Below are 3,777 nucleotides of genomic sequence, written 5' to 3' on the forward strand. Positions count from 1 at the left end.
GTCGGGGGCGTGGTGGGCGGGGTGGTCGGCGGCGTGGACCCGTCACAGGTACCGAGGTCGCGCCACAGCGTCGGCGTAGATGCGGGGTTCCAGTTGGCACCGGGCCATGCGGTGTGGGCGACGAGCGCCTCGTAGCCGTGTCCGCTGTAGGTGACCTTGTCACCGGCCTTGTAACTGGTGCCCTCGGCCCAGGCCGGATAGGTGCAGGCGACCTGGGCGGTGGGCTGCGCGGACGACGGCGCCGACAGCACCACCAGCGCGCCCAGCGACAGCACCACCGCCGCCAAGGCCGACGCCAGCGCGGCGACGGCCGGGGACCATCGCTTGTACGTGATTCTCACGGGGACGACTCCTCCAGAACGGGGACAGAGGAGCCGGTGCAAGAGCCGAACAAGTCCCGCGAACGGAACTCTCCCAGGCGCAAGGCGCAAACGACCGGCGTGGACGCCACCAGAAGAGTAACCGCGCCGCCCCCTACCGGGAAGCCCCCGCCATAACGGGACGAAGCCGAGCCACGCCCCAGCCACGATCGGAACATGTTGAGCCTGGCGGTCGAACCACCGATGCCCTGCTCGGGGAGGTCGCAGCGGTGAAGCCTTCCACCCCAGAAAAGGCGATGGGGACGCGCCGTCGCCGCCGACCGGGCGGCGGCGCTCGTGGCGGCGGGCTGGTGCCGGGCGGAGTTGACCGCGCTGAGCCACCGGCGCGAGTTGCTCGACGCGGACGCCCGGCTGCGCGCGGAACTCGAACGAGCCGGTACGGTCAACCGGGCCCGGGTCGAGATCCTGCTGCGCTGGTTGGAGTCGGGGGCGCCGGCGCCCGCGCTGGCCCCCGCCGATCAAGCGGCGCTCGACCGGATGCGGGACCTCGTGAACCGTCCGCACGCGACGCTCGGCCGGGTCAACGGCTACCTGCGCGGTGCGTTGCGGCGGCTGTACCGGCAGCGCAACATCGTCCTGCACGGAGGTTCGACCCGGTCCGTGGCGTTGCGCGCGTCGCTGCGGACGGCGGGTCCGCTCGTCGGCGCGGCGCTGGACCGCATCGCGCACGGTTACGCGTCCTGCGACATCCCTCCGCTCGATCTCGCCGCGCGCGCCCAACTCGCGCTCAGGATCGTCGAGGACCCGGACGACCGGCGCCTTCACGAACTGCTCGAAACCTGATCAACGGCGTCCTTTGTCGGCGGTGGACGGCAGGATGCGGTCATGCCGCACACGACACGTCCGCCGATCGTGGACATCACCGAAGACATCCCCGGGCTGGCCGCGTACGCCCGCACGGCGGTCCGGCTGCACCCGCGGCGCGGGAATCCGGGTGTCGGCGACAGCCACATCGGCGGGCCGCTGCTGTGGCCCGCCGCCGAGCCCTGGCCGCTGTGCGATGAATCGCACGGGACCCGGCGGAACCCCGACAAGGAGCCGATGGCGATGGCTCCGATCGCGCAACTGCATGCCGCCGACGTCCCGGCCTTCCCTTTTCCGGACGGCACGGACCTTCTGCAGATCCTGTGGTGCCCGAACCACGACGGGGATTTCCCTGACGCTTCGATCAGCGTGCACTGGCGCCGCGCGGCCGATATCGCCGACGTCCTCACCGACCCGCCGGCGCCACGTACCGCCGAGGACGGCATGGTGCCCTTCCCCTGCGTACTGGATCCGGAACCGGTCACCGAGTACCCGTGGGTAGAGGAGCTTCCGCAGCAGATCCAGGACGAACTCGAAGACTGGGATGTCGACTACCCCGCCTACCAGTACGGCCTGTCGATCGCGTCCGGTTGCAAGCTCGGCGGCGGGATGTCGTGGGAGGCCACCGACATGGGAGATCCGCCCACCTGCGACGAATGCGGCACCGTCGCACGCCTCATCCTCCAACTCGACAGCTCCGAGTGGGGCGGCGAGTCCGATCACGACGGAGGGCCGCCCCGCTGGTGCCCGATCGAGGACGCCGACCTGGACGGCGACGCCCACTGGGAGGCGATCGAACCGACCGGCATGCAGATCGGCCGCTACAGCCACGGCGGCTTCTTCGGCTGCCCCACCGACCACCGCCACCCGGTGTCGTTCTACTGGCAGTAAGCGTCCATAGGTAGGAGGAGCCTCAACAACTCCGTCCAGAAAAGGCGATGGGGAGCGGCCCTCTCGGACGACTCCCCTGCCTAAGCATTGTGTTTTGGTGCGTGAGAACTACCTCCACGTCACCCTCATGTGCGGTCGATGACCGCGAAGACGACCTTGCCAGCGTTTTCGGCCAAAGCGCGGATGCCCCAGCAGCGGGCGTACTGGTCGACGATGAACAGACCCCGGCCCGTCTCGCTGGACGTGTCGGCCGCCAGCATCTGCGGGAGGCCGCAGGCGGCGTCCTGGACCTCCATCCACAGGGCGTCGTCCTCGGTACGGCTCAACCGCAAGATCACGTCCTCTTCCGTCTCGGACGCCGCATGCTGGAGCGCGTTGGTGACCAGCTCGCTGGCGACCAGGCACGGCACGAAGTCGTCCATGCCCCACTGCCCCGTGACCAGGCGCACGAACCGCCGCACCTCCGCGACCACCTTGGGGTCCCGCTTCACCACCATCTCGTTCTCCGCCGCGCCCTGCCCCATGACCTCTCCTCACCGTGTGTGGCGAACACCACACATTCAGCCACATCCGCAGCTAGCATGGGCTTGCTGTCCCGAGGTGGATCGCATCGGCAAGAGAAGAGACGCACGTGCAAGTTGCCGAGAGGGGTAATCGCCATGGCCGCACGTCGCCAACGTCCCGATAGCTCTGCCGCCCTTGTGGCCTTCGGTCGTCAGATGCGACGGCTCCGAGAGGCCAAGGACATCAAGCAGGAGACGATCGCTCACCTGACCAAGGTCAGTCCCGCCCAGGTGAGCCGGATCGAAAGCGGTAAGAAGCGCGCTACGCGAACCTTCGTGGAACTGGTGGACGACTACCTGGAGGCAGGCGGCTCGCTCATCAGCCTCTGGGAAGACCTCAACAAGGACGGCCACCCGGTCCCGATCTGGTTCGACTGGCCCCAGCAAGAGTCGGAAGCCGTGGAACTGGTCACCTGGCAACACACGATCGTCCCCGGTCTGCTGCAGACCCCCGCCTATGCACGCGCGTTCCTCAGCTCGGACGAGGCCGTAGAGGCCCGCATGGCACGCCAATCCATACTCACCCGAACCGACGCACCCCCCACCGTACTTACCGCGCTCCTGAGCGAAGGGGTACTCAGCCACCTCGTGGGCTCACCCGAGGTGATGCGGGAGCAGATCGAGCACCTCATTGCCCTCAGTGAACTGCCCAACATCACCATCCAGATCGTCCGCAACAATGGGCGTCCAGCGGGCACGGGCGGCGCCTTCGTGGTGGCTACCATGGAGGACCGAAGCGAGGTTGCCTACATGGAGACGACGGTACGAGGCATCACAACCGACGACCCCTCGGACCTCGCCAAACTCTCCGAAACGCTCCGAGAGTTGCGAGCGAGGGCCCTCCCCGAAGACATGTCCCGGGACATGATGAGAGAGGCACTGGAGAAATGGACCTGAGCAACGCCACCTGGCGCAAGGCAAGCCGCAGCGGAGAGAACGGCGGCGACTGCGTGGAACTGGCGAAGGCGGCCGACGCGTCGGTGGTGGCGGTGCGGGACAGCAAGGACCCGGACGGCCCCGTCCTCCTGCTGACCCGCGCGGCCCTCCGCACGGCCGTCCAGGCCGCCGCCGACACGCACTGACCACCCGGCATCCCCCGCGCCACCCCCACCACCGGGTAGTGGCGAGTCGTCCCGTCC

6 protein-coding genes are annotated in these 3,777 nt (G+C 68.6%); 4 read left to right on the forward strand and 2 right to left on the reverse strand.

Annotation, left to right across the window (positions count from 1 at the left end; genetic code table 11):
• Positions 1-341 (reverse strand): carbohydrate-binding protein (locus tag E1284_RS42755; protein ID WP_341770474.1); only part of this gene is annotated, 341 nt, incomplete at its 3' end.
• A gap of 342 nt (positions 342-683) precedes the next feature.
• Here E1284_RS42755 and E1284_RS39390 point away from each other — a divergent pair.
• Both E1284_RS39390 and E1284_RS39395 read left to right on the forward strand, forming a co-directional pair.
• Complete coding sequence (locus tag E1284_RS39390) at positions 684-1,163, forward strand: hypothetical protein (RefSeq protein ID WP_131945229.1); 480 nt, start codon at positions 684-686, stop codon at positions 1,161-1,163.
• Positions 1,164-1,205: 42 nt separating this feature from the next.
• Positions 1,206-2,075 carry a YwqG family protein gene (locus E1284_RS39395; RefSeq protein WP_131945230.1) on the forward strand — a complete coding sequence of 290 codons (870 nt, stop codon included), beginning with the start codon at positions 1,206-1,208 and terminating at the stop codon, positions 2,073-2,075.
• Positions 2,076-2,200: 125 nt separating this feature from the next.
• Here E1284_RS39395 and E1284_RS39400 read toward each other — a convergent pair whose 3' ends face one another.
• Positions 2,201-2,599: an ATP-binding protein gene (locus E1284_RS39400; protein WP_131945231.1), complete on the reverse strand. Its 399-nt coding sequence runs from the start codon at positions 2,597-2,599 to the stop codon at positions 2,201-2,203.
• 135 nt (positions 2,600-2,734) lie between these two features.
• Here E1284_RS39400 and E1284_RS39405 point away from each other — a divergent pair, with 135 nt between their 5' ends.
• On the forward strand, positions 2,735-3,535 hold the full coding sequence (locus tag E1284_RS39405; protein ID WP_165965611.1) for a helix-turn-helix domain-containing protein: 801 nt from the start codon (positions 2,735-2,737) through the stop codon (positions 3,533-3,535).
• Complete coding sequence (locus E1284_RS39410; protein ID WP_131945233.1) at positions 3,526-3,720, forward strand: DUF397 domain-containing protein; 195 nt, start codon at positions 3,526-3,528, stop codon at positions 3,718-3,720. Before E1284_RS39405 ends, E1284_RS39410 begins: the two co-directional genes overlap by 10 nt.
• Positions 3,721-3,777: the final 57 nt, after the last annotated feature.

The sequence above is a fragment of the Actinomadura bangladeshensis genome (genome assembly GCF_004348335.1).
Classification (GTDB): Bacteria; Actinomycetota; Actinomycetes; order Streptosporangiales; family Streptosporangiaceae; genus Spirillospora; species Spirillospora bangladeshensis.

Coding starts and splice junctions, on each gene's coding strand:
- E1284_RS39395 (WP_131945230.1), top strand. CDS start 1,206: ATGCCGCACACGACACGTCCGCCGATCGTGGACATCACCGAAGACATC.
- E1284_RS39400 (WP_131945231.1), bottom strand. CDS start 2,599: ATGGGGCAGGGCGCGGCGGAGAACGAGATGGTGGTGAAGCGGGACCCC.
- E1284_RS39405 (WP_165965611.1), top strand. CDS start 2,735: ATGGCCGCACGTCGCCAACGTCCCGATAGCTCTGCCGCCCTTGTGGCC.
- E1284_RS39410 (WP_131945233.1), top strand. CDS start 3,526: ATGGACCTGAGCAACGCCACCTGGCGCAAGGCAAGCCGCAGCGGAGAG.